This window comes from Sphingobium sp. HDIP04, from assembly GCF_000445085.1.
GTDB lineage: Bacteria > Pseudomonadota > Alphaproteobacteria > Sphingomonadales > Sphingomonadaceae > Sphingobium > Sphingobium indicum.
In genome coordinates, this window is record NZ_ATDO01000121.1 from 14,305 (window position 1) to 38,832 (window position 24,528).

A 24,528-nucleotide genomic window follows, 5' to 3' on the forward strand; every position below is an offset into this window, starting at 1 on the left:
CCGTCAGGCGGTGCGGGCGACCGGCTGGGCGGCCGATGCCGGGGCGTAGCGGTCGATCATCCAGGCGCAGAAATCCGCGAAGGCCTGGGGATCGTGGACCGCGCTGCTGTGATGGGGGGCGATGCCCAGATGTTCTGGCGTGAAGCAGAAGGTGACGGTGACGTCGAAATCGTCGAGCGCCTCCATCTGCCGGTCGAACCAGTCGACCGCATTGGGACGGAAGCTGTCGGCCCAGCTCAGGCCGGTGCGCAACTGCTTCACCCCCAGCCGCTTCATCCAGTCGACGGCATCGTCCAGGCGCGGATCATTGAAATGGAACCATTGCATCAGCCCCATCTCGCCAGCGACCCTGGCATAGTCGTCCAGCGCAGGCTTGGGCGTGCCGTCGGCGCGGATCAGCCCCATGTAGAAATGGCGGTAATAGCTCGATCCTTCCGCCTCGCGATGGCGCGTGGTCGCGCCCCATTCCTGCGGCAGGTCGTAAAGGCTGTACCAGTAGATGCGCGGCACCCGCCCGATCAGCAGTTCGGCGGTGCGGTTGAGCCCGAAGACCTGAACTTCCTCCGCGCCGAAGGAGCCGACGCCGACTTCCGTCACCCAGACCGGCTTGTCGGGCGCCACCGCCTCGATCTCCGCGATCCGGGCGGGCCAGTCGTTGAGCGGCCAGAGGTTCCAGTCGAGCGGGAAGCCGTGCACCGCCACGACATCCACCGCGTCCAGCGCACCATGGTCGCGCATCCGGTTCACCCAATGCGGATCGATGGGCGACATGCCGCCCAGCACGCGGGTCACGGCCGGATTGGCGTCGGCAATGGCGGCGCCCGCGCGGATCACCATGTCGGCATAGAGCGACCAGTCGGGGTCGACCTCCGGATCCCAATGCGACTTGTTGTTGGGTTCGTTCCAGATCATCGCGGCTTCGATCATGCGCCGGGTTCCTCCTCTGGTCCTTTGGCTGGATAGACGGCCGGCCTGCCCATCAGCTCCCCGAAGGGGACCGGGACGGCGCGGCAGAGATAGACCTCCTCCTCCGGCTCGGCCTCTATGGCGAAACCGGCGGCGCGCAGCAGCGCCTGCGCGCCGGCCTTGTTCGGCGCCCACCAGTTGGTCCAGTCATGCGCGAATTTCCGTTCGATGAAGTGCAGGCGGGGATAGGCCGGATTGTCGAAGAAGCCGGGCGGGCGGTTGGTGCCGGGGACGTGGAAAGGGTGATCCTCCGGCACCAGCAGCACGTCGGACGAACCCTGCTGCATGGTCTGGAACAGCAGCATGTCGCCCGCCACATGTTCGCGGATCAGGTCGAGCGCGAGCAGGGGGTGCCGCAGATGGTAGAGCACGCCCATGAAGATCACGATGTCGAAGCGGCGGCCGAGCTTTCCGACATCATAGACGGACAGGTTGCGGAACTCGATGCCATCATGGCCCAGCGCTTCGGCGGCGAAACGGGCCTGGGCAAGATAGCGGTCGTCGGAATCGATGCCGAGGACTTCCGCCGCGCCGCGGCGTTTCATCTCGATCGAATAGAAGCCGGCGTTGCAGCCAATGTCGAGCACCGATTTTCCCGACAGGTCTTCGGGAACGGCGTCCGCAAAGCGCGCGAACTTGAAGGCGGGATAATCGCCCAGGAAATGGTCCGGCGCGGTTTCCATGCCGCCGATGCGAAGATTGTGGAACCATGGGCCCAATTCTTCGATCTGGCGGCGCAATGCGTCGGTCTTGCGGTCGGCTGCGAGATTCACTGTCTTCATGCGGGCACCTCGTTCAATCGGGTCACGCTGCCGCCGGCCGCTCCCAGCAGGATCGTGCTGATCGAACCCGGATCGACCTCAAACCTCAGCAGATTGTCGAGGCTGAGGCCGAGATAATGCGCGATGGTCCCGCGGATGATGTCGCAATGGGTGACGCAGAGGATGGTGGCCCCCGTGTTTTCCCGCGCGACCGTTTCCAGATGCCGGACGGTCCGGGCGACTGCGCCGCCCATCGTCTCTCCGCCCGGCGTCGCGCTGGTGGAGCGGCTGCGGTTCCAGTCGCGCCAGCGCGGGTCTTGCTCCAGTTCCGGAAAGGACCGTCCGTTCCAGGAGCCGAAATCGACCTCGTCCAGATCGGGGGCGATGACGACCTCCAGCCCCAGGGCTTGGGCGATGATCGACGCGGTTTCCACCGTGCGCCGGCGCGGGCTGGCATGGATGGCGTCTATGCCGTGCAGGCCACGCCATGCCGCGACGCCGGCTGCCTGCACGCGGCCGCGCGCGGTGAGGGGCGACATGCCCGCCCGCCCGCTCAGCAGCCGCCCATATTCGCCATGCATCCCATGCCGGATCAGGTGAAAGCAGGTAAGCGGCGGTTCGCGGGAGGAAGACAGCATCAACATAGATGCTGCTTAACAGGATCGGGAGAAGGAAAGTTCCATAGACGTAATTCTCAAAAAGGTAAATGGAAACATTGTAAATAACCTGTGTGTTATCTGTATAACATGGATTATTCTCATGGGTTTGTACTGAGTGTATATTAAATGATTTCTCGAAATATTACCGGAACCTGGCGGTAGAAGAAGATGTTGATGGTCCCGTTGCCACGGTTGCGGGGAATGGAACGTTCCCGCAGCCAATCCTTGGCAAATCATCATCAATGAGGGGAGCGGCCGTGGAAAAGATACTTGTCACGGGTGGCGCCGGCTTCATCGGCCGGACGGTTTGCCGGGAATTGCTGGCACGCGGCCATGCCGTTCGCGTGCTGGACAGCATGATAGAGCAGGTTCACGGAGACATTGAACGGCCGGCCGATCTCGATCCGGAGGTCGAGCTGATCCGTGCCGACATACGCAACGGCCATGCGGTGGACCGCGCCTTGCAGGGTGTCGACGCCGTCATCCACCTCGCCGCCGAAGTCGGGGTCGGCCAGTCCATGTATGAGGTGGAGCGCTATACATCGGTCAACGACGTGGGCACCGCCGTCCTCTTCGAACGGCTGATCGACCGTCCGGTGCGGCGCGTGGTGACAGCCTCCTCGATGAGCATCTATGGCGAGGGGTTGTATCGCGACGAGGATGGCCGGATCGTCCAGGACGCGGAGCGCGGGTTGATCCGCGACAATCAGAAGATCTGGGATCCGGTCGACCGACAGGGTCGCCCGCTCACGCCCATCGCCACGCCGGAATGGAAGCAGCCCAATCTCGCCTCCATCTACGCGCTCAACAAATATGTGCAGGAACGCACGACCCATATCATGACCGCGCCCTATGGCATGGAGGGCGTCTGCCTGCGCCTGTTCAACGTCTATGGGCCGGGGCAGGCGCTGTCCAACCCCTATACCGGCGTTCTGGCGATCTTCGCGTCCCGCCTGCTGAACGGACAGAAGCCGATGATCTTCGAGGATGGCGGGCAGCGCCGCGACTTCGTGCATGTCGGCGACGTGGCGCGCGCCTTTGCCGACGCGCTGGAACTGCCGCAGGCGGCGGGCGGCACCTTCAACATCGGTTCCGGGCAGGACCGTTCCGTCACCGAAGTGGCGCAATCGCTTGCGCAGGCGATGGGCCGGAACGATGGGGAACCCGAAATCGTCGGCAAGGCGCGGACCGGCGACATCCGCCATTGCTTCTGCGACACCGGCAAGGCGGAGGAAGTGCTGGGCTTCAAGGCACGGCAGGACTTCCAGCAGGGCCTTGCCGTGCTGGCCGAATGGGTGGCGCGGCAGACCGCCGACGATCGCGTCAACCAGGCGCGGGCGGAGCTGGAAGCGCGGGGGCTGGTCGCGTGAAGCGCGCCGACGGAAGGCCCGTGCTGGTCACGGGCGGCGCCGGTTTCATCGGCTGCAACATCGCCGACCGGCTGGCGGGGCAGGGCGAGCAGGTCATCATCCTTGACTCGCTGGCCCGGCCTGGCGTCGAACGCAACCTTGCCTGGCTGGAGCAGCGCCATGGCGCGGCGATCACGCCCGTCATCGCCGATGTGCGCGACGATGCGGCGGTGGACCGGGCGGTCGCCGGCGCAAAGGCGGTCTTCCACATGGCCGCGCAGGTTGCCGTCACCACCAGCTTCACCGACCCGCGCGCCGATTTCGAGGTGAACGCGCTCGGCACGCTCAACGTGCTGGAGGCGGCGCGCCGCCGCGCCGCGCCGCCGCCTGTGATCTTCGCCTCCACCAACAAGGTCTATGGCGGGCTGGAGGATCTCGACTTCCCGCTGATCGACGGCGCTTATCTGCCGGCTGCGGAGCATCTGCGCGCCAATGGCATGGACGAGAGCCGCCCGCTCGATTTCCATACCCCCTATGGCTGTTCCAAGGGCGCGGCAGACCAATATGTGCTGGATTATGCACGCAGTTTCGATCTGCCCGCCGCTGTGCTGCGCATGAGCTGCATCTACGGCCGGCGGCAGATGGGGACGGAGGATCAGGGCTGGGTCGCGCATTTCCTGATCAGCGCCCTGGAGGGGCGACCGATCACCCTTTATGGCGACGGTCATCAGGTGCGCGACATATTGGACGTGCAGGATGCGGTGGACGCCTATCTGGCGGTCTGGCGGCAGATCGGACGGGTGAGCGGCCGCGCCTTCAACCTGGGCGGTGGGCCGGACAATGCCGTCAGCCTGCGGCAGATCCTGGCCTTTATCGGCGTCCATCTGGGCAAGTCCATCGTGCCCGACTTCGCGCCCTGGCGGGCGGGCGACCAGCGCTATTTCGTTGCTGACACCGGCGCGGCGCGCACGGCGCTGAACCTGAAGGCGCGCAAGCCCTGGCGGCAGGGCGTGGCCGATCTGGCCCGCTGGCTGATGGAGGAGCGGGCGGAGAGCGCCGGGCCCAGGCTGATGACCGCGAGCGCGCTGTGAGGGGCGGCGGGCATCTGCTGCTGTCCGCCGACGCGGTGGGCGGCGTCTGGCAATATTCGACCGACCTGATCCGCGCGCTCCAGCCCCATGGCTATGAGGTGACGCTGGCTGTCATGGGCCCTGCGCTGAGCGAGGCGCAGCGGGCGGAGGCGGCGGCCATAGCCAATTGCCATCTGGTGGAAACCGGCCTCGAACTCGAATGGCTGGCGGCGGAAGCGGCGCCGATCGTGCAGGCCGAAGCGCGGCTGGCGGAAATGGCGGGCGACCTTCGCGCCGACGCAGTGCAACTGCATACGCCGGCGCTGGCCAGTGCCGGCCGTTATCCCTGCTCGGTGATTGCGCTGCTGCACAGTTGCGTCGCGACCTGGTGGGAAGCGGTGCGCGGCGGCCCCATGCCGGAGGATTTCAACTGGCGCGCGGCGCTGGTCGCGGCCGGCCTTCGGCAGGCGACCCGCGTCATCGCGCCCAGCATGGCCTTTGCACGGGCGGCGCGCCGCCGCTATGGCGTGCTCCCCATGGCGGTCCATAATGGCCGGTCCTTTCCGGTGAAGCCGCAGGCGATGCAGGACCATGTGTTCACCGCTGGCCGCCTCTGGGACGAGGGCAAGAATGTCCGGGTGCTGGATGAGGCGGCGGCCCGCATCGCTGTGCCGTTCAAGGCCGCCGGGCCGCTTGAGGGGCCGCAGGGAGGGGCGATCGGTCTGCGTTCGCTGGTGCCGCTCGGTCCGCTCGACAGCATGGCGCTGGCCCGGCATCTGGCCAGCCGGCCGGTCTTCGCTTCGGCGGCGCTCTATGAGCCCTTCGGCCTTGCGGTGCTGGAGGCGGCGCTGGCCGGTTGCGCGCTGGTGCTGTCCGATATTCCGACTTTCCGGGAGCTATGGGATGGCGCCGCCATCTTCGTCGATCCTCGCGACGCGCGGGGCTTCGCCTGGGCGATAGAGGCATTGCTGGGCGACGGCGCCGCTCGCGGGGAAATGGGCCAGCGCGCCCGGACGCGGGCGGGCGCCTACACCCCCGCCGCCACGGCCGCGCACATGGCCGCCCATTATCGCGCCGTCCAGCGGAAGGTTGCCGCATGAAGATCCTCTATTTCACCCATTCGCTGCTGTCCTGCTGGAACCATGGCAATGCCCATTTCCTGCGCGGCGTGCTGCGCGAACTCGCCGCCATGGGCCATGACGTGCTGGCGCTGGAGCCGGAGGGCAATTGGAGCCTCGCCAACCTGCTGTCCGACCATGGGGAGGAGGGGCTCGCCGCCTATCGTCAGGCCTATCCCGAACTCTGTGCCCAAGGCTATGGCATGAAGGACGATCTGGTCGCGCTGGTCGACGGCGCCGACCTCGTCATCGTCCATGAATGGAACGAACCGTCGCTGGTCGGGGCGCTGGGCCTGATCCGAGCGGGGCGGAGCGATTTCACGCTGCTGTTCCATGACACCCATCATCGCGCCGTGTCCGATCCTGACGCGATCCGGGCGTTCGACCTGTCGGGCTATGACGGCGTGCTGGCCTTTGGCGAGGCCCTGTCGGAGGTCTATCGAAACTGGGGCTGGGGCGAGCGCGTCTGGACCTGGCATGAAGCCGCCGACACAAGGCATTTCCGCCCCTTGCCCGGTGAGAAGAGCGGCCTCGTCTGGATCGGCAACTGGGGCGATGGGGAGCGTACCGCCGAGCTGGAGGATTACCTCTTCCGCCCGGCGCGGCAGGCGAAGCTCCCGCTCGACATCTATGGCGTGCGCTATCCTCAGGAGGCGCTGGCGACGCTGGAACGCTACGGCGTCGCCTATCATGGCTGGGCGCCCAATGCCGCCGCGCCGGCTATTTTCGCCCGCCACCTTGCCACCGTCCATGTGCCGCGCCGCTATTATACGCAGCTTCTGCCCGGCATTCCGACCATTCGTGTGTTCGAGGCGCTGGCCTGCGGCATTCCGTTGCTGTCCGCCCCTTGGGACGACAGCGAAGGGTTGTTCCGGCCCGGCGAGGATTTCCTCTTCGCCCGGACCGGCGACGAGATGAAGGGCCATATGCGCGCCATCAGCGAGGATGCGGACCTTCGCGCCAGCCTCGTCCGCAACGGATTGGAGACGATCCGCAGCCGCCATAGCTGCGCCCATCGCGCGCGGCAGCTGATGGACATCACGGCGTCGCTCGACGCGCAGCCGATCAGGAGCGTTGCATGAAGATCGCCTTTTACGGCTCCAGCCTGCTTTCCTCCTACTGGAACGGCGCGGCCACCTATTATCGCGGGATATTGGAGCAGCTCGCCCGGCATGGCCATCGCATCGCATTCTATGAACCGGATGCCTTCGACCGGCAGCAGCATCGTGACATCGACCCGCCCGACTGGGCGCGCGTGGTGGTCTATCCCGCGACGCCGGACGCGCTGAAGGGCGTGATGGACGAGGCCGCCGAGGCCGATGTCGTCGTGAAGGCCAGCGGCGTCGGCGTGTTCGACGACGAGCTGCTGGACGGCGTCATGCGCCGCGGCCGGCCCCATGCGCTGCGCATCTTCTGGGATGTGGACGCCGCCGCGACGCTGGACGAGATGCGCGCCGATCCGGACCATGCCGTGCGCCGCGCCTTGCCCGGACTCGACATGGTGCTGACCTATGGCGGCGGCGATCCGGTGGTGAACGCCTATCGCGGCTTCGGCGCGGTCGAGTGCGTTCCCGTCTACAATGCGCTCGATCCGCAGAGCCACCATCCCGTGCCGCCCGATCCGCGCTTCACCGCCGATCTCGCCTTCCTTGGCAACCGCCTGCCCGACCGGGAGGCGCGGGTGGAGGAATTCTTCCTGAAACCCGCCGCCCTGTTGCCCGGCCGCCAATTCCTGATCGGCGGCAATGGCTGGGACAGCAAGACGATGCCCGGCAATGTCCGCCATCGCGGTCATGTCTACACCGCCGAGCACAACGCCTTCAATTGCAGCCCGCTGGCCGTGCTGAACGTCGCCCGCGACAGCATGGCGCATATCGGCTTTTCCCCCGCGACCCGCGTGTTCGAGGCGGCGGGAGCAGGGGCCTGCCTCATCACCGATGCGTGGGAGGGGATAGAGATGTTCCTGACCCCGGACGAGGAGGTGCTGGTCGCCCGCGACGGGCAGGATGTAGCGGATCATCTGGCGGCGCTGACGCCGGAGCGGGCGCGGGCGATCGGGCAGGCGGCGCTCGCCCACGTCCGGGCCGAACACAGCTATGAACTGCGCGGGCATCAGGTCGACGAAATCCTGCGCGACCGATCCGGGCGGCGCGCCGCCAGGCACCATCAGATGGAGGGAGCATGAAACTCGTCGTCCTCGGACTCAGCCTGTCTTCATCCTGGGGCAATGGTCATGCCACAACCTTCCGCGCCCTGCTCTCCGCCTTTGCCGAGCGCGGGCATGAGATACTCTTCCTGGAGCGGGACGTGCCCTGGTACGCCGGCCAGCGCGACCTCATCGATCCCGCCTTCTGCCGGCTGGAATTCTACGACAGCGTGGAAGCGCTGGAAGATTGGCGGCATGAGATCGAGACGGCGGACGCGGTCATGGTCGGCTCCTATGTGCCCGACGGCATCGCGGTCGGCCATTATGTGCAGCGCACCGCGCGCGGGGTCACCGCCTTCTACGACATCGATACGCCCGTCACGCTGGCGGCGCTGCGCGAAGGGCGGTGCGACTATCTGTCGGCGGAACTGATCGCGGGCTATGACTGCTATTGCTCCTTCACCGGCGGCCCCACGCTCGACCTGCTGGAGCGGCATTATCGTTCCCCCATGGCGCGGGCGCTCTATTGCTCGGTGGATGCGTCGGCCTATCGGCCGATGGACGTGCCGAAGAAATGGGATCTCTCCTATCTCGGCACCTACAGCCCGGATCGCCAGCCCACCCTGGAGAAGCTGCTGATCGAACCGGCGCGGCTGCTGCCCGACAGGCGTTTCGTCGTCGCCGGGCCGCAATATCCCGATGACATCGACTGGCCCGCCAATGTGGAGCGGATCGAGCATCTTGCCCCGCACGACCACGCCGCCTTCTATTCCGCCTCGCGCTACACGCTGAACGTCACGCGCGCCGACATGATCGAGGCGGGCTGGTCCCCCTCCGTCCGGCTGTTCGAGGCGGCGGCCTGCGGCACGCCGATCATCTCCGACGTCTGGCCGGGACTCAATGAACTGCTGGAGCCCAATCGCGAAATCATCTTCGCCTGGAATCCGGAGCAGGTGATCGTCGCCCTGCATGAGGATCGCGCCGATATGGGCGAGGCCGCCCGCCGCCGCATCCTGAACCAGCATATATCGCGCAACCGCGCCGCCGAGCTGGAAAACTGGCTGCAAGAGGCCGCCCGGATGCGCGCGCAGGACATGGCGGCCGCCGAATGAAGAACGACAGGACAGAAAAGGACGGAGGGTCGATGAACGGAAAGCGTGAAACAGCCCTGGTGGCCGGAGGAGCCGGCTTCATCGGGTCGCATCTGTGCCGGACGCTGCTGGATCAAGGGCATGAGGTGATCTGCCTCGACAACCTCCAGACCTCGCGGGAGGTCAACCTGCGGATGCTGGAGGGGCATCGCGCCTTCACCTTCGTGCGCGGCGACATCGTCGATCCCTTGCCCGATGCGGTCACGCGCCGGCGCGACATCAGCCGCATCTACAATCTCGCCTGCGCGGCTTCGCCGCCGCAATATCAGGCCGATCCCGAACATACGATGCTGACCAGCGTGGTGGGAACCGATCGCCTGCTGCGGCTGGCGGAGCAGGTCGGCGCGCGCTTCCTGCTCACCTCCACCAGCGAGGTCTATGGCGATCCGGAGGCGCATCCCCAGCGGGAGGACTATCGCGGCTGGGTGAACTGCACCGGCCCCCGCGCCTGCTATGACGAGGGCAAGCGGGCGGCGGAGGCCATGGCCTTCGACTTCGCCCGGCTGGGCCGCGCCGATGTGCGGGTGGCGCGGATCTTCAACACCTATGGCCCGAACATGCATCCCGACGATGGCCGCGTGATCTCCAACCTCGTCTGCCAGGCGCTGTCGGGCGACGCCATCACCATCTATGGCGACGGATCGCAGACGCGCAGCTTCTGCTTCGTGTCGGACATGGTCGACGGGCTGATCCGATTGATGGAGGCGCCCTTGTCCGACATGGCGCCCGTCAATCTGGGCAATCCGGAGGAATACAGCATCCTGCAACTGCTGGACCAGGTGGTGGCGGCCACCGGCACGCGGTCGCAGGCCGTCTTCCAGCCGCTGCCGGTGGACGATCCGCGCCGGCGCAGGCCGGACATCCGCCGGGCGCGCCAGTTGCTCGGCTGGGAACCCCGCGTTCCCCTGAGCGAGGGGCTGGCGATCACCTGCGCCTTTTTCGAGAAGGAACTTTATGACCGCGCGCCGGGATTCGCATGCGCGTCCTTCGTCGAAGGGGCGGGCATCGCGGCGGAATGAAGCCGGGCGTCAGGCGCTGCCCTGGCGGCGCCAGGCGAGCGAGGCGACGATTTCCCTGGGGGCGATGGGCTTTTGCAGCCGCAGGGCATCGTTGAGATCGGACGGTATGACTTCCTGGTCATAGCCGGTCAGGAACAGGAACGGCACGCCCCGTTCCTTCAGCAGCCGGGCGAGGCGAAAGGAGGGGCCGTTCCCCAGATTGATGTCCAGCACCGCGGCGGAGGGCCTCCCCAGCCGGATTGCGTCCATGGCCTTCTCCTCGGTCGGGAAAGGGCCCAATATTCCGGCTCCCGCGTCGCGCAGCGCGTCCGCAGTGTCGAAGGCAAGATAATAGTCGTCCTCGACGATCAGCACCGTCTGGGCCGCGAGAGCGGTATCGTCCATCCGTCCGTCCTCAGTTGCCGCCCGCTTCGGCGGGGCTGGCCTGATGCGATTCGTCGGCGCCCGTCCCGGCGGTGTTGAAGAAACCGCCCGCCAGCAGGATGGCGAAGGCGATCACGACCAACGCCAGGCTGATGCCCAGGACATAGCGGGTGACATGGGTGGAAGCCCCGCTCCGCGCCTCCTGCCGCGAGACATGGGTGACAATGCGGCCGTCTTCCTCTTCCTTGTGCATCGCAATCTCTCCTTTCCTTGGGGAGAGAACAGGCACGCGGACAGGCTGGTTCCCGGCAAGGCGCGGTTCGTGCCGATCTTTTGCTCAGCGCCTGCGGTGAAGGAACTCCGCTATGGCATTGACATGATGGCCGACCCGCTCGACCGCTTGCTCCAGCCGGGCCCGCGACGTGCCGAAACGCTGCTGCCAGTAGCGCGCATCCCCCTCCCGATCCAGCGAGACATGCTTGAGGTCCGCTGGAGCGGCAGGGGCGGAGAGGGTGCGGACGTCGGTCATCGGCCCGCGTTCAAGAGATCGATATGATGTTTCACCACGGGCACGATCTTCGCCGCCGCATCCTTGAGCGAACGATTGGTGCCATTGGCTGCATAATCCTGGTGCAGTTGCAGCGCCTGGGCGTGGGCCGCCTTCTGCTGCTGCCAGTAGAGGGTGTCGCGGGCAACGCCCCTTGCCTGCTTCAGCGCCGCGACCTTCGCCTGCTGGTCGGGCGTCAGGCCGGGCGGCGGCGCCTTGACGCCGGATGCCGCCGCCGCGCTCTTAAGCATGGCGGTGCTCTTGCCGTGATCCCCGATCATCATGGTGGCGAAGCTCTTGACCCTGGCGTCGCTGGTCGTTTCCAGCACGATCTTGCTGGACGTCTGCTCGAACAGGTCGCTTGCGCCCGCCTTGCCCAGATAGGCGGCGGGCGATTCCGCGGCGGCGGCAGGCGTGGCGAGCGCCATGAGCGGCATCAGAAAGAGCATTCTGGACATGGATCGTTCCTCCTGCCGATCCAGCGATTTCGCCGGCTTTGCGGTTCCGCGGCCTGACGCCGGCACGATAACCTGGATTAGGCGGACGGCAATTTCCAGACGAACGCCGGGTGGGATACGCCACGTTCATCGGCTCTTTTCCTCGGTCCATCCAAATTATTTCCATCATGCAAACATAAGTGAATCCGGCATGAACCAGAACCGCTATGGTGGGGTCAGGTTCAATCGACATTGATCCAGGGGGGCTTAACAGGGAGTAGTCCATGTTAAGCCAGGTTGCCGAAAGCGAAAACCAGGTTCATTTCCGAATGCATCAGTTCCTGGCGCGGGAAAATGAGAAGCCCGACGCCATGCTGTATGTTCAGGAAGGGTGGGCGTGCCGTTACCGGCTGTTGTCGGACGGGCGCCGCCAGATCACCGCGCTGTACCTGCCGGGGGATTATTGCGACCCGCAATGGGCGCTGGGCGGCGTGTCGTCCCAGCCGGTGGTGGCGATCACCAATGTGAGGGCGCTGCGGTTGCCCTGCCGCATACCGTCGCACGCCGGTTTCGACGGGCGGCACGGCTTCTGGCAGGCGCTGTCCGGCACGATCGAGCGGCAGGCCAACTGGCTCGTCACCCTGGGACGCAAGACGGCGCTGGAGCGGGTGGCGCACCTGCTGTTGGAACTGTTCGAACGCATGCGGCAGGCGGGCCTTGCCTATGGCCAGCAATGCGCCATGCCGCTGACGCAGATGGAGATCGCCGACATGACCGGGCTGACCCCGGTTCATGTGAACCGGACGCTGCAATCCATGCGCGCGCGCGGTCTGGTGGAACTGCAATCCAAATGGCTGCGGATACCGGAGCTTCCGGCCCTGCGCGAAGTCGCCGCCCTGACGGGTCACGACATGGCGGGATGATGGGAAAGCGCCGGCAGAGGCGGGTGCCGAAGAACGGGGACGACATCGGGGCAGGAAGGGATCGCCCGCCGCCATGCTGTGGGGGATGAGGCAGAATCGTCATGCCTGGCCTTCGATGCCGCGAAACGGGAAGGACCGCCGTATGCATGAACCGGAACGGCCCAGCGACCGGCGTCTCGGGTGGGCGGCGATCTGGGTGGTGGGGATCGTCCTGCTGGTGATCGCCGTCGTCTTCATCGGGCGCAATTTCTGGCACCATGACGTGCTGAAGGAAGACCAGCAGACGGGCGAGAACCGCGCCGACGACCATGAGGGCCTGACGCCGAACGAAAAGCGGTGAAGCCGGCCATACAGCCTAATCGCTGGGGTGGAGCAGCCTCTTGGTCATGGGCAGGCTGATGTGCACCTTGAACGCTTCGGGCGTCCAGTCAATGGTGCCCGAACCATCCAGTTCGAACGGGATCGTCTTCGTCAGCAGCTCCGTGCCGAAGCCGGAACGGCGGACCGCCGGGGGGGCATCACTGCTCTTTTCCTCCCACAGGATGCGCAGCATCGGCACGGCCTGTTCGCGATCGCTCCACCAGCGGACCCAGACCTGGCCCCCATCCGACCCCAGCGCGCCATATTTGATGGAATTATTGCCCAATTCGTGAAAGGCGAGAGCCAATGTCGTCGCGGCCGAGGTGCGCAGCCGGATGTCCGGCCCCTCCAGAAAAGCCTGTTCCCCGGCCCTGACGGCGAACGCCGCCAATTCGTCCATGACCAGGTCGTGCAGTTCAAGGCCGTGCCGTTCCGCCACGGCCAGATTGGATTCGATCCGGGCGATGGCGTCCAGCCGTCCCAGGAAATGGCTGGTGAGATGGTCGATGGAATCGCTGGTGGCGGCCGTCCGCCGAAAGATGGAGCGGACGGAAGCGATCAGGTTGCGCAGCCGATGCTGCACGTTGCGCAGCAGATATTGCCGCGCCGCTGCTTCCATGGCGTCGACATTGCTGAACTGGACGACGCAGATGCGATAGTCGGGCGTCGTCACCAGCACGGCGGCGAACAGCCGCGCCTCGCATTTTCCGTCGTCCCAGCTCAGCCGCGCCGCGGACTCGCCCGATGCCGGGACGACCAGCCGCCCGCCGATCAGCCGCTCCGGCCGGATGCCCAGCAGTTCCGTCAACGCCGCATTGGCGCGCAATATGGCGTCGTCCGGCCCGACCTGGACCTGGGGCAGGGGGCATGCATCGAAGAGGGCGAGAAAGTCGCTCCAGCCGTCGGTCGGGGATGGCGTCGTCACGATGTCTCTTGCGCCGCCGGATGCAGATAGTACGGGTCGAAGGCGCAGGCGCGCTCCAACGCTGCCAGGTCCGGCACGACGAGATGGCGCCGGTGCAATTCTATCAGCCGTTGACGACGCATTTCCTGCAATATCCTGTTGGTGTGCACCATCGTCAATCCCGTTGCGTCCGCCAGTTCAAGCTGCGTGACGGGAAAGTGGAAGCCGCCGCCGCTGACGAGGCCTACCGTCAGCAGCCGGTGATAGAGTTCGCAGAACAGGTGGCTGAACCGCTCCAGCGCGGTGCGGCGGCCCAGATTGACGCACCATTCGCGCTGGATGGAGGCGGTGATCAGGGCGTTGATCCACATCGCCCTGGTGACTTCGGGATGGCTGAGCGCGATCTCTTCGAACTGGTTGCGACCGACTTCGGCCACCTTGATCGGCGTGAGCGCGGTGACGCCATGGTCGGCGCGATGCAGCAGGAAACAGAAGGGATCGCACAGGTCGCCGGGCAGCAGCAGGCTGACGATCTGGCGGCGGCCGTCCTCCAGCATCTTGTACCGGGCGGCCCATCCCTCCAGCAGGAGGAAGATGGAGGTCAGCCGGTCACCCTGGGCGAACAGGTCCGTGCCGGTGCGCAGCGGCGGGAGCGTGCGGCATGCCAGCGCGTTGATCATGTCCCGGTCGCGCCGGCCAAGTGGCCAGTGCGCCGCCAGGTTGAGGGTAGTGATGCTATCCTTCATCGCGGCATGCGGGATATCGAGCGATGACATGGCGCGTTTTCACCTATGTTGTTTTTCGTCGCTCATTCCCGTGCGACGGCTTGCGGGAGAGGAGAGATGAATGACGAAAGGGGCGGCCCCCGGCACGGTTCGCGTGCTGGTGGTGGAGGAGGATCATTTTCTCTCGAGCGATCTTGGCGCCTTGCTGGTCGAGGAGGGGTTTTCGGTGATGGGGCCGCATGGCAGCCTGTTCGGCGCGCTCAAGGCGATTGCCGCGCAACTGCCCGACATCGCCCTGTTCGACGTCAATCTGCGGGGGGAGATGAGCTATCCCCTGATTGACGAACTGACCGCGCGGTCCGTGCCGGTGATCATCGTGACCGGCTGTGACGAGCAGAGCCTGCCGACGAACTGCCGGGGATGCAGGCGGGTCGCCAAGCCCTATTCCCCCGCCGACATATTGAAGGCGATCGATGCGGTTCTGGCCGGGACCGGCCATCGGCTCTGACATCGGGGCTCTCCCATTCCTTGCGAACCGATCATGTGCCCGGTCGTTCCAAAGCCCCGCCTGCGCGACGATGGCGGCGGATCGGCAGGCGCCCGGACGGTCGAGGGATAGGGTGGGCGGCATGGCAGGGCAACCAGCGGCAGGACGAGCCGTTCCCCAGCAATGCTGATCTGGGTTAATCGCCGCCTGCTTTCCAGGTTGACGGGCATCGGGCGCGTCACTGATCGGGACGGGCCTCAACCCCGGCCGCGAATCGAAAATTCCGACATCATCTGGATGAGCGCCTCCAGCCCATCGTCCCCCTTTTCCAACGCGTCGTTCAGGGCGCGTTCGATGATGTCCGAAACGAATTGGGATGGGCCGGCATAGGCGAGGGACCAGGTGAGGAAATGACGATGCGGGGTTTCGCCCGATGCGATCGTGCGAATTTCGCCATGTCGCGGATCGCGCAATATGCTTGCCTTCAGTTCTTCGATGGCAGACGGCGCGCCCTCCAGATATTGGGCGAAGCGGTTGCCCGTGAACAGGAGCGCGCCGGTCACGTCCAGCGAACGATTGCGCGGAATGGAGATATCGACGATTTCTTGTATGTGTTTTTCAACGTGGGTTGCATCGAACTGGCTGGTGCTAATATAGGACCATCGAGTGAACATGCCGCAATGATGCCATTTGTCTGAGGAAAGTAAAGGCGGGGCTTGCGGTGGCGTGGAAAAGTCGGGTAAAAATGGCCCGGCAAATATAGACATGCACGGTTAATGGAACTGTTCCGGCCGACACCGTAAAAATACTTATTGCCGCGATAATCGGCCTACAAGTTCAACCGTTTAAGGGATTCCACGAATCTGGGGGAACCTGTATGACCGAGCCGCTGGAAAAGGCGTCCGACGACAAGGACGCGATGATGGAGAAACGCCGGCATCCGCGGCAGACCGTCTTCAAGACGGCGCTGCTCTATCCGGTCGTCGAGGAAGCGAACCTGTCGGTCGAGAATGTGTCGCATGCGGGGCTGAGCGGGCGATGCGCCCTGTCGCTGGGCCTGCATCAGCAGGTTCATGTGAGTTTCGACGACGCCAGCTTCCGCACGGCGGAGGTGCGCTGGATCAACGGTTCCCAATGCGGTCTCCTGCTGGAGGAGACGTTGCCCTGGATTCCGGGCGAGGAACCCGACCCGAACGCCGCGCCCAACCGATATCAGCCGCGCAGCCAGCGTCTGGCGGTCAATTTCTCCGCGACCCTGGTGACATCGACGCCCGTGCTGATCGGGACGATCCGCAATCTTTCCGCAGAGGGAATGATGATCGAGGTGGGCGGGCTCAGCGAAGGCACGCGCCTGCTTGTGAAAACCCGTGGTCTGGATATACGAATGGGGCGGGTGCAATGGTCGAGCGGCGGAATGATTGGGGTCTTCTTCGAAACCCGCCGGGCGACGACGAACTGACAAAAAAAGGATCGGAGGCGAAACCATCGGCGGTTTCGCGCGTTTGCGCGGAATTGGTGGTTTAGGCGAATGGCTATGAACCCAGGATGCCCAGTCTATATCGTGGACCACGACAGCCGGATGCGCCAGGATCTGGTGCGTATCCTGCGTCGCGAGGGATTCGCGCCCGTCCCCTTTTCCTGCGGTGCGGATTTCATCGAGGCGCTGGATTTCCTGGCTCCCGGCATCGCGTTGATGGAACTGCATCTGGCCGACATGGCCGGGGCGGCGCTTCAGCAGGAACTTTCCTCGCGGCGGGTGGACATTCCCCTGGTCGTCATGACCGCGTCCCGCCACATTCCCACGGCCGTCGACGTCATCAAGCGCGGCGCGGTCGACTGCCTGGAAAAGCCCTTTGCCGACGGCCTGCTGCTCAAGGTGCTCGCCAACGCCTGGCCCATGCTGGAGCGGAACATCGAGATCCAGCGGCGCCGGGAAACCGCAGCGGCCTATTTCGGCAGCCTCACCAAGAGGGAGCTGGATGTCGTGCGGGCGCTCAGCGCCAGCGGCAGCAACCGGGATGTGGCCGATGAGCTGCGGATCAGCGTCAGGACGGTGGAGATGCATCGCGCCAGCATCATGAAGAAGTTTGGCGTCAGGAAATTTTCGGAAATCATCCGGTTTCTGCCGGATGCAGGATTGTCGTAATCGTACAGGTGCCCGGTTTTTCCATCTGCTTCAGTCAATGGATTGGCAATGATGACATGGGATGTTCGCCGCCCGTTATTCGGGCACGGCATTGTCAGGAGAAAATGGACCGATCTCAGACAGACATCTGACAGTGCAACAGCGCCTTCCTTCAAACCATGGTTAATGGTGGAAGAACCAGTAAGGGGCGGAAGTCATATCGCCGACGATCCGGAATTCTTCAAATCGCGGGAAGAATGCAGAAGGATCATCGGGCAATATCAGAAAGTCCAGAATGTCGCGAGTTTCGAGGAAGAGGAAGGCAGCATAGACTGCCTGTGCTGATCGCATCCGTTCCGTCGCCTTCATCGTCGATGCGCATCATCCGGGTGGATCGGCGATCCGCGCGACCATGCCGGAGGCGGGCGGGAACATCAGCTTCTCGACGCCCCCGGTCGTCAGCAGCGGCCGCCATTTTTCCTGCGATGTCCACGCGGCCGCCCGGTTGCCGAGATTGAAGGCGCAGAGCAGCCGCTCATTCCCATGCGTCCGTTCGAACAGCAGCAATTCGTCCGGTGCCTCCAGGAATCGGATCGCCCCCGCCCGCAGAGCCGGCGATCCGTTGCGCAGCGCAAGCACCCGGCGCGTCCAGTGCAGCAGCGAATCCGGCCGTGCCTCCTGCACGTCGACGGCCAGGGCGCGATGCGATTCCCCGACCGGCAGCCAGGGCTTGACCTCCGAAAAGCCGAGATAGGGCGCGTCCGACCGCCAGGGCATCGGCGTCCGCGCGCCATCGCGGGACAGGGTCAGAGGCCAATTGGCGATGGCTTCTGGATCCTGGAGATCCTCGAACGCGATGTCGACCTGCGGCAGCCCCAGTTCCTCGCCATAATAAAGGAAGATGTTGCCGCGCAGGCAGGCCAGCAGCAGCATCTTCATCCGGCAATAGGCGTCCGGGTCGATCGCCCCGGCCCAGCGCGTCACGGCGCGGGGCGCATCGTGATTTTCGAACGCCCAGCTTGGCCAGCCCGCATCGGTCCGGGCCGGCCATTTGGCGAGCGCGGTCCTGAGGAAGTCGGCGGTCAGTTCGGGCGCGTAGAGAAAGTCGAAGCCATAGGCCGTATTCAGCCTGCGATGGCCCTGGGTAAAGGCCTTCATCTCGACATCGCTGTTTTCGCCGCCGACTTCGGCCACGGTGAAGCGGTCTTCATATTCATCGAAGACCTGCCGGACCTTTTCCAGGAAAAGGGGGATGTCGGGATGGCTCTGGCTGTATTTCCTGATCTGGAAGTCGAAGGGGCGGGTGCGGACCTTGCCGTCTTCGGGCGCGGGCGGGTTGTCGCGCAGCAGCGGGTCGTGCATCGAATGGTTGATCGCGTCGATGCGGAAGCCGTCCACGCCGCGGTCCAGCCAGAAGCGTATGATGTCGAACACGCTTTGCTGCACCTGCGGATGATGCAGGTGCAATTGCGGCTGTTCCCGCAGGAACTGGTGCATGTAATATTGGCCGCGCCGCGCGTCCCAGGTCCAGGCCGGGCCGCCGAAAACCGACTGCCAGTTGTTGGGCGGCGACCCGTCCGGCTTGGGGTCGGCCCAGACATACCAGTCCGCCTTGGCATTGTCGCGGCTGGAGCGGCTTTCGGCGAACCAGCCATGTTCATCGGACGTGTGCGCCCAGACCTGGTCGATGACGACGCGCAGGCCGAGTTCATGCGCCCTGGCCACCAGGGCGTCGAAATCCGCCAGCGTGCCGAAGATCGGGTCGACATCGCAATAATCCGACACGTCATAGCCGAAGTCGCGCATCGGGCTCCTGAAAAAGGGCGAAAGCCAGATCGCGTCCACCCCGAGCGACGCGACATAGGGCAGATGCGCGGTGATGCCGGGAAGGTCGCCTATCCCGTCGCCGTTGGAGTCGGCGAAGCTGCGCGGATAGATCTGGTAGATGGCGGCGCCGCGCCACCAGGGCAGGTTCGAATCCGTCATGGGGCAGGGACACTCCGCACATTGCTGGCATAGGATGTCCTTCTGACGGGATCGGGGGGCTTTTCATAGGGGCCTTGATCGCCGGGTCGGAAGAGGGAAAGCCCGACCCTTACCGCGAAGCAACCGCCTTGGGCTGGGGCAAGGGCGGTGCTCCCGCCCCCAGGGTCGCCAGATATTTGATCACCGCGGCCCGATCCTCCGGCTTGCGCAGTCCGGCGAAGCTCATCTTCGTCCCCGGCATGTCCCGCCCCGGCGAGGCGAGGAAGGCGAAGAGTCTTTCATAGCTCCAATCGCCCTTTTGCGCCCGCATGGCGGGGGAATAGGCGAAGCCCGCATGGCTGGCCACCGTTCTGCCGACCACGCCCCACAGATTCGGCCCGATCCCGTTGGGGCCGCCTTGGCCAAGGTCATGGCAGCTCATGCATTGCTGCGCCTTCCGCTTCCCCGCACCGGCATCCGCACTGGCGAGCAGGGCGCCGAGGTCAGGGGGTGGAGCGGCTGCGCCGCCGCCGCCCTCCGTCCCGGGCGCCGGCGCCTTGCCCCGCATGTCGCGATGATAGGCGATGACGCGGCTGCCTTCCCCCGGTTCGCTGAAGCTGGCGGGCCAATCGCGCTGGATGGCCGCCATGTCGACGCGCGGCGGCATGTCGTCCATCCTGTAGGCAAGCTGTCCCGGCCTTTCCCGCGTGTAGAGCCGGTCGCTGAACCACCCCGCGCCCAGCAGCGTCGCAGCCGCCCCGGCGACGCACAGCCCCACCGCCAATCCGCGCATCCGGCCCATGGCTCAGCCCCCTCCGCCCATGAAGATGGCGCGGGTCCAGAAGGCATAGTTCGCCTCTATGGTCATGATCCGCACCAGCACCAGCAGCACCAGCGGCGGCACCAGGATCGCGTAGATCAGCGACAGCCGCTCCCAGGCCAGATGCATGAAGATCGACAGGATCAGCCCCGCCTTGAGCAGCATGAAGAGGATGATCAGCGTCCAGCGGACGATGCCCTGCACATGGAGGTAGTCGACCATGTAGGACATGGCGCTCAGCAGGAAGAGGTATCCCCAGACCTTGAGGTAGAGCCCTATCGGATGATGCTGCCCCTCATGGGCGGCCGATGGATGTTCCATGATCCCCCTCCCGTCACCAGAGATAGAAAAAGGCGAAGATGAAGACCCAGACGAGGTCGACGAAATGCCAGTACAGCCCGGCGATCTCGACCGCGCTGTAATCGCCGGTGCGGTCATAATGGCCGCGCGCGACCTTATAGGCGATGATCAGCAGCAGGATGACCCCGCAGGTCACATGCAGCCCGTGGAAGCCGGTGATCATGAAGAAGCTGGCGCCGAATTGCGGCGCGCCCATCGGGTTGCTCCAGGGGCGCACGCCTTCCTCGATCAGCTTGGTCCATTCGAAGGCCTGCATCGACACGAAGGTCGCGCCGAACAGCGCCGTCAGCAGCATCAGCGCCGCCGTCTTCCGCCGGTCGCGGCGATATCCGAAATTGACCGCCATCGCCATGGTGCCGCTGGAACTGATCAGCACGAAGGTCATGATCGCGATCAGAATCAGTGGAATGCTCTGCCCGCCGATGGTGAGCGCGAACACCTCCGCCGTGTTGGGCCAGGGCAGCACGGCGGAGGCGCGCACGGTCATGTAGCCGGTCAGGAAGCAGGAGAAGATGAAGGTGTCGCTGAGCAGGAATATCCACATCATCGCCTTGCCCCAATGGGTCTGGCGGAAGACTTCCTGGTCGGCGGACCAGTCGGCCGCGATCTCCCGCAAGGTGGGGGCGATGACTTCCCTATCCCTGATGCCTTGGGCCATGGCGCTAATCCTCAGGTCGACAGCAGCAAAGCGGCGAGAACCAGCCAGATCGCCAGCAGGAAATGCCAGTAGAGGGCGCACAGGGCGATATTGCGCATGTTCGCCCTCGCCAGCGCCCGCCCGGCGGCGACGAGGCCGCCGACGACGTGCAGGCCGTGAAGCGCCGTCAGCAGGTAGAAAAAGGCATTGGCCGGGTTGGCAGACAGGCCGTAACCCGCCGTCCGATAATGCCACCACAGCATGAGTTGCCCGGCGAGAAAGAGCAGGCTGAGGGCCGTTCCGGTCAATGCTGCGCGAACCTGCCGCCTCTGCCGCGCCACTTCCCAGGCGATGCTGCTGGCGATCAGAACCGCCGTGTTGATCCAGAGCAGCGGCGGATCGGGCAGCGGCCGCCAGTCGTCGGCATGGCCCATCGCCTCATGCAGCCCCATGCGCATCAGATAGGCGGCAACAAGGAGCGAGAACATCACCAGCGCCACGCCGAAATAGGCGACCATGCCGACCGCCGCCGCCGATGGTCGTTCGCGTTCGACCGGATTGCCCGGCTCCCAGCTTTTTTCGGTGAGGCGCGTGATGATGCTCATCCGCCCAATTCCGTTCTGGGCTCCGTCTGGGGGATGAAGTCGCGGTCCGCCCCCGGCACGCTGTAGTCATAGGCCCAGCGATGGACCACCGGCAGATGCGGTCCCCAATTGCCGTGGGCGGGCGGCGTGTCGGGGGTCAGCCACTCCAGGCTGGCCGCGCCCCAGGGATTGGGACCGGCGCGGGGGCCGCGGAACAGGCTCCAGATCATGTTGAAGAAGAACAGGCCCTGCGCCGCGAACACCACCAGCGCGGCGATGCTGATCCATTGATTGGCGAGGTGCACCGATTGCGGGATGAAGGCCGTATCGCCCAGCGCATAATATCGGCGCGGCACGCCCAATATGCCCAGATAATGCATCGGCAGGAAGATCGCGTAGACGCCAAGGAAGGTGATCCAGAAGTGGAGCTTCCCCAATGTCTCGTTCCACATCCGTCCGGTGATCTTGGGATACCAGTGATAGATGGCGCCGAAGATCACCAGCACCGGAGACACGCCCATGACCATATGGAAATGCGCGACGACGAAGAAGGTGTCGGACAGCGGCACGTCGACGCTGACATTGCCCAGGAACAGCCCCGACAGCCCGCCGTGGATGAAGGTGAAGATGAAGGCGATGGCGAACAGCATCGGCACGCGCATATGGATGTCGCCGCGCCACAGCGTCAGCAGCCAGTTATAGACCTTGATCGCGGTGGGAATGGCGATGATCAAGGTCGATGTCGCGAAGAAGAACCCGAAATAGGGGTTCATGCCGCTCACATACATATGATGCGCCCAGACCAGGAAGCTGAGCGCGCCGATGATGACGATCGCCCAGACCATCATGCGGTATCCGAAGATGTTGCGCCGCGCATGCACGCTGATCAGGTCCGACACGATGCCGAAGGCGGGCAGGGCGACGATATAGACTTCCGGATGGCCGAAGAACCAGAAGAGATGCTGGAACAGGAGGGGGCTTCCCCCCTGCGTGTCGGTGATCGCGCCCATGGACTGCATCGTCGGCATGAAGAAGCTGGTGCCGGCGAAATGGTCGAACAGCATCATGATCGCCGCCACGAACAGGGCCGGAAAGGCGAGCAGGCCCATCACCGACGCGGTGAAGATGCCCCAGACCGACAGCGGCATGCGCATCAGCGTCATGCCCCGCGTCCGCGCCTGGAGCACCGTCGTCACATAATTGAGGCCCCCCATGGTGAAGGCCGCGACGAAGATGGCGAGGCTGACCAGCATGGTCGCTATGCCCCATTGGTGGCCGGGCGTCCCTTCGGTGATCGCTTGCGGCGGGTAGAGCGTCCAGCCCGCTCCCGTAGGCCCGCCGGGCACGAAGAATCCGGCCACCAGCACGACCACCGACAGCAGGTAGAACCAGTAGCTCAGCATGTTGACGAAGGGGAACACCATGTCCCGCGCCCCGATCATCAGCGGGATCAGGTAATTGCCGAAACCGCCCAGCAGCAGCGCCGTCAGCAGGTAGACGACCATGATCATGCCGTGCATCGACACGAATTGCAGGTAATTGTCGGGCTGGATCGCCGGGAACACCCCCGGAAACCCCAGTTGCAGCCGCATCAGCGCCGACAGCACCAACGCCACCAGTCCGATGGCGATGGCGGTCACGCTATATTGGATGGCGATGACCTTGTGATCCTGGCTCCAGACATATTTCGTGATCCAGCCATGCGGATGATGCAGCGGGCGCAGGTCGTCGGCCAGGGTCGTAGCCATCAGCGAATGCTCCAGGAGGCAGGGACGATGCAGGCATTGGCCTTGATCAGCAGGATCGACATGGCGGCGGGGGGCGTCTCCGCCAATATCTGGCCGAAGCTGCTCTGCTGCGCCTGCCATTGCGCGAAGGCCTGGGGCGTTTCCACCACCACCTTGCCGCGCATCGCATGATGGCCGGTGCCGCACAGTTCGGCGCAGAGGATGTCGAACGTGCCCGTCTTCGTCGGGGTCAGCCAGAAATAAGTGACGATGCCGGGCACGAGGTCCATCTTGGCCCGGAATTCCGGCACGTAGAAATCGTGCAGCACGTCCTTGGACCGCAGCACGATCTTCACCGGCTTGCCGACCGGCAGGTGCAGGTCGCCGCTTTCGACCAATATGTCGTCGCGTCCGAACGGATCGAGCGGATCGAGCGGATCGAGCCCCAGCCCATTGTCGGGGGTGATATATTTGACCCCCGCCGCGCCCAGCACGCCGTCCGGCCCCGGATAGCGGAACGACCATTGCCATTGCTGCCCCACCGCCTCGATGACGGTGGCCTCTTTCGGCACCGACACATATTTGCCCCAGGCGACGAGGCCCGGCGCCAGCATCCCGGCGATGCCGATGGCGGTCCAGAAGGTCAGCCGCTTTTCGAGCGTGCTGTTTTCCGGTTCATAATGCGCCCGGTGACCGGGGCGGTGGCGATATTTGGCGAGTGCCCAGGCAAGAAAAAGGTTGAGCCCGACAAAGGCCGCCCCGCATATCCAGAGCGTCACGTCCAGCGCGGAATCGATCGATCCCCAATTGGATGCGATGGGCGTGCTCCACCAGGGACTGAACAGGTGAAAGGCGACCGAGCCGACCATGAGCATGGCGATGGCTACCGCAACCGGCACAAGCCCTCTCCCACATTGGCAGGCGCTCGCAGCCTTTCAATCCGGCATTTCGAGTCGCCCCGGTAACACCCGCTTCGGCAACTTACAAAAAAAAGGCTGATGGGGGAAGCGGTTGGGAAATGGATGGGTGCGGGCGTCGCTTGCGCCTTTTCCGGTTCGGGCCTTCACGCCCGATTGACAGCGCCCGCCATTGGGACGAAAAGAACAAATAGGGAACATATATGGCTGAGTCGGTGAAGACCCTCGCCGCCCTCAGGCGGCATATCGCATCGCTGGAGGGCGTTCCAGCCGCGCAGCCCCATGCGCGGGTGGAAACCGGCCATGCGCCGCTCGACCATGCGCTGGACGGCGGCCTGGCGCGGGGTCGGGTGCATGAATTCTTCGCCGCGGCGGATGAAGCGGCGGCGGGGGCCGGCCTGGCCCTGA

Annotated in this window: 30 protein-coding genes and 1 pseudogene; 14 read left to right on the top strand and 17 right to left on the bottom strand. The window is 64.9% G+C overall.

What is annotated here, in order from left to right:
- Positions 1–3: 3 nt before the first annotated feature.
- The 3 genes from L286_RS42930 to L286_RS42940 are packed head-to-tail and all read right to left on the bottom strand — an operon-like array spanning position 4 to position 2,371.
- On the bottom strand, positions 4–927 hold the full coding sequence (locus L286_RS42930) for a glycosyl hydrolase (RefSeq protein ID WP_020818397.1): 924 nt from the start codon (positions 925–927) through the stop codon (positions 4–6).
- On the bottom strand, positions 924–1,748 hold the full coding sequence (locus tag L286_RS42935) for a TIGR04290 family methyltransferase (RefSeq protein ID WP_020818398.1): 825 nt from the start codon (positions 1,746–1,748) through the stop codon (positions 924–926). The genes L286_RS42930 and L286_RS42935 overlap by 4 nt, the downstream gene beginning before the upstream one ends.
- On the bottom strand, positions 1,745–2,371 hold the full coding sequence (locus tag L286_RS42940) for a histidine phosphatase family protein (RefSeq protein ID WP_020818399.1): 627 nt from the start codon (positions 2,369–2,371) through the stop codon (positions 1,745–1,747). Before L286_RS42940 ends, L286_RS42935 begins: the two co-directional genes overlap by 4 nt.
- A 272-nt stretch (positions 2,372–2,643) precedes the next feature.
- On the opposite strand from L286_RS42940, the gene L286_RS42945 reads away from it, so the two are divergent.
- From L286_RS42945 to L286_RS42975, 7 genes are read left to right on the top strand one after another with little or no spacing between them, the layout of a single operon-like run.
- Positions 2,644–3,756 (top strand): NAD-dependent epimerase/dehydratase family protein, encoded by a 1,113-nt coding sequence (locus tag L286_RS42945; RefSeq protein WP_020818400.1) that lies wholly within the window; start codon positions 2,644–2,646, stop codon positions 3,754–3,756.
- Positions 3,753–4,826, top strand: a complete 1,074-nt coding sequence (locus L286_RS42950) for an SDR family NAD(P)-dependent oxidoreductase (protein WP_020818401.1) — start codon at positions 3,753–3,755, stop codon at positions 4,824–4,826. Before L286_RS42945 ends, L286_RS42950 begins: the two co-directional genes overlap by 4 nt.
- The gene (locus tag L286_RS42955) at positions 4,823–5,905 is read left to right on the top strand and encodes a glycosyltransferase family 4 protein (protein WP_020818402.1); all 1,083 of its coding nucleotides are present in this window, start codon (positions 4,823–4,825) and stop codon (positions 5,903–5,905) included. Before L286_RS42950 ends, L286_RS42955 begins: the two co-directional genes overlap by 4 nt.
- Positions 5,902–7,005: a CgeB family protein gene (locus L286_RS42960; protein WP_020818403.1), complete on the top strand. Its 1,104-nt coding sequence runs from the start codon at positions 5,902–5,904 to the stop codon at positions 7,003–7,005. The genes L286_RS42955 and L286_RS42960 overlap by 4 nt, the downstream gene beginning before the upstream one ends.
- A complete protein-coding gene (locus L286_RS42965; protein ID WP_020818404.1) occupies positions 7,002–8,108 on the top strand; it encodes a CgeB family protein in 1,107 nt (368 codons plus the stop codon). Before L286_RS42960 ends, L286_RS42965 begins: the two co-directional genes overlap by 4 nt.
- A complete protein-coding gene (locus tag L286_RS42970) occupies positions 8,105–9,181 on the top strand; it encodes a CgeB family protein (RefSeq protein ID WP_020818405.1) in 1,077 nt (358 codons plus the stop codon). The genes L286_RS42965 and L286_RS42970 overlap by 4 nt, the downstream gene beginning before the upstream one ends.
- A 32-nt stretch (positions 9,182–9,213) precedes the next feature.
- Positions 9,214–10,239, top strand: coding sequence for an NAD-dependent epimerase/dehydratase family protein (locus tag L286_RS42975; protein WP_020818406.1), 1,026 nt, complete (start codon positions 9,214–9,216; stop codon positions 10,237–10,239).
- A 9-nt stretch (positions 10,240–10,248) separates the two neighbouring features.
- On the opposite strand, the gene L286_RS42980 is transcribed toward L286_RS42975, so the two are convergent.
- From L286_RS42980 to L286_RS42995, 4 genes are all read right to left on the bottom strand, one after another.
- Positions 10,249–10,623: a response regulator gene (locus tag L286_RS42980; protein WP_020818407.1), complete on the bottom strand. Its 375-nt coding sequence runs from the start codon at positions 10,621–10,623 to the stop codon at positions 10,249–10,251.
- A gap of 10 nt (positions 10,624–10,633) precedes the next feature.
- Entirely contained in the window at positions 10,634–10,855 is a 222-nt protein-coding gene (locus L286_RS42985) for a hypothetical protein (protein WP_020818408.1), read from the bottom strand.
- A gap of 84 nt (positions 10,856–10,939) precedes the next feature.
- Positions 10,940–11,131 carry a DUF3606 domain-containing protein gene (locus L286_RS42990; RefSeq protein WP_007684652.1) on the bottom strand — a complete coding sequence of 64 codons (192 nt, stop codon included), beginning with the start codon at positions 11,129–11,131 and terminating at the stop codon, positions 10,940–10,942.
- Positions 11,128–11,607, bottom strand: coding sequence for a DUF4142 domain-containing protein (locus L286_RS42995; RefSeq protein ID WP_235181710.1), 480 nt, complete (start codon positions 11,605–11,607; stop codon positions 11,128–11,130). Before L286_RS42995 ends, L286_RS42990 begins: the two co-directional genes overlap by 4 nt.
- 263 nt (positions 11,608–11,870) lie before the next feature.
- Here L286_RS42995 and L286_RS43000 point away from each other — a divergent pair, with 263 nt between their 5' ends.
- Together L286_RS43000 and L286_RS43005 are read left to right on the top strand one after the other, a co-directional pair.
- Entirely contained in the window at positions 11,871–12,509 is a 639-nt protein-coding gene (locus tag L286_RS43000; RefSeq protein WP_007684654.1) for a Crp/Fnr family transcriptional regulator, read from the top strand.
- 142 nt (positions 12,510–12,651) lie between these two features.
- Entirely contained in the window at positions 12,652–12,849 is a 198-nt protein-coding gene (locus tag L286_RS43005; protein WP_007684655.1) for a hypothetical protein, read from the top strand.
- 15 nt (positions 12,850–12,864) lie between these two features.
- Here the strand turns inward: L286_RS43005 and L286_RS43010 are convergent, their stop codons facing one another.
- Positions 12,865–13,794, bottom strand: coding sequence for an HWE histidine kinase domain-containing protein (locus tag L286_RS43010; RefSeq protein WP_020818410.1), 930 nt, complete (start codon positions 13,792–13,794; stop codon positions 12,865–12,867).
- Complete coding sequence (locus L286_RS43015) at positions 13,791–14,549, bottom strand: Crp/Fnr family transcriptional regulator (RefSeq protein ID WP_020818411.1); 759 nt, start codon at positions 14,547–14,549, stop codon at positions 13,791–13,793. The genes L286_RS43010 and L286_RS43015 overlap by 4 nt, the downstream gene beginning before the upstream one ends.
- Before the next feature lie 70 nt (positions 14,550–14,619).
- On the opposite strand from L286_RS43015, the gene L286_RS43020 reads away from it, so the two are divergent.
- Positions 14,620–15,006: a response regulator gene (locus L286_RS43020; protein ID WP_020818412.1), complete on the top strand. Its 387-nt coding sequence runs from the start codon at positions 14,620–14,622 to the stop codon at positions 15,004–15,006.
- 236 nt (positions 15,007–15,242) lie between these two features.
- Here L286_RS43020 and L286_RS43025 read toward each other — a convergent pair whose 3' ends face one another.
- The gene (locus L286_RS43025; protein WP_238559342.1) at positions 15,243–15,752 is read right to left on the bottom strand and encodes a BLUF domain-containing protein; all 510 of its coding nucleotides are present in this window, start codon (positions 15,750–15,752) and stop codon (positions 15,243–15,245) included.
- Between the two features lie 110 nt (positions 15,753–15,862).
- On the opposite strand from L286_RS43025, the gene L286_RS43030 reads away from it, so the two are divergent.
- The 3 genes from L286_RS43030 to L286_RS49070 all read left to right on the top strand — a co-directional run bounded on the left by L286_RS43030 (position 15,863) and on the right by L286_RS49070 (position 17,455).
- Positions 15,863–16,444 (top strand): PilZ domain-containing protein, encoded by a 582-nt coding sequence (locus L286_RS43030; protein ID WP_013039577.1) that lies wholly within the window; start codon positions 15,863–15,865, stop codon positions 16,442–16,444.
- A gap of 75 nt (positions 16,445–16,519) precedes the next feature.
- A complete protein-coding gene (locus L286_RS43035) occupies positions 16,520–17,131 on the top strand; it encodes a response regulator transcription factor (protein WP_013039578.1) in 612 nt (203 codons plus the stop codon).
- Positions 17,132–17,179: 48 nt separating this feature from the next.
- Entirely contained in the window at positions 17,180–17,455 is a 276-nt protein-coding gene (locus L286_RS49070) for a hypothetical protein (protein ID WP_174550390.1), read from the top strand.
- 36 nt (positions 17,456–17,491) lie between these two features.
- Here L286_RS49070 and L286_RS43045 read toward each other — a convergent pair whose 3' ends face one another.
- The 7 genes from L286_RS43045 to L286_RS43075 all read right to left on the bottom strand — a co-directional run bounded on the left by L286_RS43045 (position 17,492) and on the right by L286_RS43075 (position 24,102).
- On the bottom strand, positions 17,492–19,096 hold the full coding sequence (locus L286_RS43045; protein ID WP_020818416.1) for an alpha-glucosidase: 1,605 nt from the start codon (positions 19,094–19,096) through the stop codon (positions 17,492–17,494).
- A gap of 109 nt (positions 19,097–19,205) precedes the next feature.
- A complete protein-coding gene (locus tag L286_RS43050; RefSeq protein WP_020818417.1) occupies positions 19,206–19,877 on the bottom strand; it encodes a c-type cytochrome in 672 nt (223 codons plus the stop codon).
- 3 nt (positions 19,878–19,880) lie between these two features.
- Positions 19,881–20,216 carry a cytochrome C oxidase subunit IV family protein gene (locus L286_RS43055; protein WP_020818418.1) on the bottom strand — a complete coding sequence of 112 codons (336 nt, stop codon included), beginning with the start codon at positions 20,214–20,216 and terminating at the stop codon, positions 19,881–19,883.
- Between the two features lie 13 nt (positions 20,217–20,229).
- The gene (locus L286_RS43060) at positions 20,230–20,913 is read right to left on the bottom strand and encodes a heme-copper oxidase subunit III family protein (protein WP_020818419.1); all 684 of its coding nucleotides are present in this window, start codon (positions 20,911–20,913) and stop codon (positions 20,230–20,232) included.
- Positions 20,914–20,924: 11 nt separating this feature from the next.
- Positions 20,925–21,497, bottom strand: a complete 573-nt coding sequence (locus L286_RS43065) for a cytochrome c oxidase subunit 3 (RefSeq protein WP_020818420.1) — start codon at positions 21,495–21,497, stop codon at positions 20,925–20,927.
- The gene (locus L286_RS43070; protein WP_020818421.1) at positions 21,494–23,224 is read right to left on the bottom strand and encodes a cytochrome c oxidase subunit I; all 1,731 of its coding nucleotides are present in this window, start codon (positions 23,222–23,224) and stop codon (positions 21,494–21,496) included. The genes L286_RS43065 and L286_RS43070 overlap by 4 nt, the downstream gene beginning before the upstream one ends.
- Positions 23,224–24,102 (bottom strand): cytochrome c oxidase subunit II, encoded by an 879-nt coding sequence (locus L286_RS43075; protein ID WP_020818422.1) that lies wholly within the window; start codon positions 24,100–24,102, stop codon positions 23,224–23,226. Before L286_RS43075 ends, L286_RS43070 begins: the two co-directional genes overlap by 1 nt.
- Positions 24,103–24,323: 221 nt before the next feature.
- On the opposite strand from L286_RS43075, the pseudogene L286_RS0125000 reads away from it, so the two are divergent.
- Positions 24,324–24,528 (top strand): annotated as a pseudogene (locus L286_RS0125000) (ImuA family protein); the annotation flags it as partial.

Excerpts from the sequence above, each read along its gene's own strand:
- L286_RS43045 (WP_020818416.1), bottom strand. The coding sequence starts at position 19,096 with ATGACGGATTCGAACCTGCCCTGGTGGCGCGGCGCCGCCATCTACCAG.
- L286_RS42965 (WP_020818404.1), top strand. The coding sequence starts at position 7,002 with ATGAAGATCGCCTTTTACGGCTCCAGCCTGCTTTCCTCCTACTGGAAC.
- L286_RS43025 (WP_238559342.1), bottom strand. The coding sequence starts at position 15,752 with ATGTCTATATTTGCCGGGCCATTTTTACCCGACTTTTCCACGCCACCG.
- L286_RS42980 (WP_020818407.1), bottom strand. The coding sequence starts at position 10,623 with ATGGACGATACCGCTCTCGCGGCCCAGACGGTGCTGATCGTCGAGGAC.
- L286_RS49070 (WP_174550390.1), top strand. The coding sequence starts at position 17,180 with ATGATGACATGGGATGTTCGCCGCCCGTTATTCGGGCACGGCATTGTC.
- L286_RS42995 (WP_235181710.1), bottom strand. The coding sequence starts at position 11,607 with ATGTCCAGAATGCTCTTTCTGATGCCGCTCATGGCGCTCGCCACGCCT.
- L286_RS43030 (WP_013039577.1), top strand. The coding sequence starts at position 15,863 with ATGACCGAGCCGCTGGAAAAGGCGTCCGACGACAAGGACGCGATGATG.
- L286_RS43000 (WP_007684654.1), top strand. The coding sequence starts at position 11,871 with ATGTTAAGCCAGGTTGCCGAAAGCGAAAACCAGGTTCATTTCCGAATG.
- L286_RS43070 (WP_020818421.1), bottom strand. The coding sequence starts at position 23,224 with ATGGCTACGACCCTGGCCGACGACCTGCGCCCGCTGCATCATCCGCAT.
- L286_RS42985 (WP_020818408.1), bottom strand. The coding sequence starts at position 10,855 with ATGCACAAGGAAGAGGAAGACGGCCGCATTGTCACCCATGTCTCGCGG.
- L286_RS42940 (WP_020818399.1), bottom strand. The coding sequence starts at position 2,371 with ATGTTGATGCTGTCTTCCTCCCGCGAACCGCCGCTTACCTGCTTTCAC.
- L286_RS42975 (WP_020818406.1), top strand. The coding sequence starts at position 9,214 with ATGAACGGAAAGCGTGAAACAGCCCTGGTGGCCGGAGGAGCCGGCTTC.
- L286_RS43020 (WP_020818412.1), top strand. The coding sequence starts at position 14,620 with ATGACGAAAGGGGCGGCCCCCGGCACGGTTCGCGTGCTGGTGGTGGAG.
- L286_RS43005 (WP_007684655.1), top strand. The coding sequence starts at position 12,652 with ATGCATGAACCGGAACGGCCCAGCGACCGGCGTCTCGGGTGGGCGGCG.
- L286_RS42935 (WP_020818398.1), bottom strand. The coding sequence starts at position 1,748 with ATGAAGACAGTGAATCTCGCAGCCGACCGCAAGACCGACGCATTGCGC.
- L286_RS42960 (WP_020818403.1), top strand. The coding sequence starts at position 5,902 with ATGAAGATCCTCTATTTCACCCATTCGCTGCTGTCCTGCTGGAACCAT.
- L286_RS43060 (WP_020818419.1), bottom strand. The coding sequence starts at position 20,913 with ATGGCCCAAGGCATCAGGGATAGGGAAGTCATCGCCCCCACCTTGCGG.
- L286_RS43035 (WP_013039578.1), top strand. The coding sequence starts at position 16,520 with ATGAACCCAGGATGCCCAGTCTATATCGTGGACCACGACAGCCGGATG.
- L286_RS43015 (WP_020818411.1), bottom strand. The coding sequence starts at position 14,549 with ATGTCATCGCTCGATATCCCGCATGCCGCGATGAAGGATAGCATCACT.
- L286_RS42930 (WP_020818397.1), bottom strand. The coding sequence starts at position 927 with ATGATCGAAGCCGCGATGATCTGGAACGAACCCAACAACAAGTCGCAT.
- L286_RS43065 (WP_020818420.1), bottom strand. The coding sequence starts at position 21,497 with ATGAGCATCATCACGCGCCTCACCGAAAAAAGCTGGGAGCCGGGCAAT.
- L286_RS42970 (WP_020818405.1), top strand. The coding sequence starts at position 8,105 with ATGAAACTCGTCGTCCTCGGACTCAGCCTGTCTTCATCCTGGGGCAAT.
- L286_RS42990 (WP_007684652.1), bottom strand. The coding sequence starts at position 11,131 with ATGACCGACGTCCGCACCCTCTCCGCCCCTGCCGCTCCAGCGGACCTC.
- L286_RS43055 (WP_020818418.1), bottom strand. The coding sequence starts at position 20,216 with ATGGAACATCCATCGGCCGCCCATGAGGGGCAGCATCATCCGATAGGG.
- L286_RS43050 (WP_020818417.1), bottom strand. The coding sequence starts at position 19,877 with ATGGGCCGGATGCGCGGATTGGCGGTGGGGCTGTGCGTCGCCGGGGCG.